The 241-nt window shown below is 32.4% G+C and carries 1 protein-coding gene; it reads right to left on the minus strand.

All coding sequences use genetic code 11. From position 1 onward, the window contains the following. Positions 1–241: hypothetical protein (locus AAEY57_RS20925; protein WP_350608772.1), on the minus strand; the 241-nt coding region annotated here is incomplete at both ends.

Here is a 241-nt window from a genome sequence, read left to right on the forward strand (position 1 = left end):
TCGTAATGCTATTAATAAAGAGAACGTTTTTTGATCTAGTTGGTTTATAGCTACTTCCGCCAAACTCATTATATATCCCCAGTACTTCACTTTTTTCTACAAACAGTTTTTCGGACTCAAGTGCAATAAAATAAAAAACAGTACCACTTATTTTATGTGGATAACCTAAGCGCCAGTTTTCTTCTTTGTTATCGTCTTGAGCTAAATTTAATGTCCTAGATTCAAATTGTAAGTGCATAAC

Source organism: Pseudoalteromonas sp. MER144-MNA-CIBAN-0113, assembly GCF_040308965.1.
Taxonomy (GTDB): Bacteria; Pseudomonadota; Gammaproteobacteria; order Enterobacterales; family Alteromonadaceae; genus Pseudoalteromonas; species Pseudoalteromonas tetraodonis.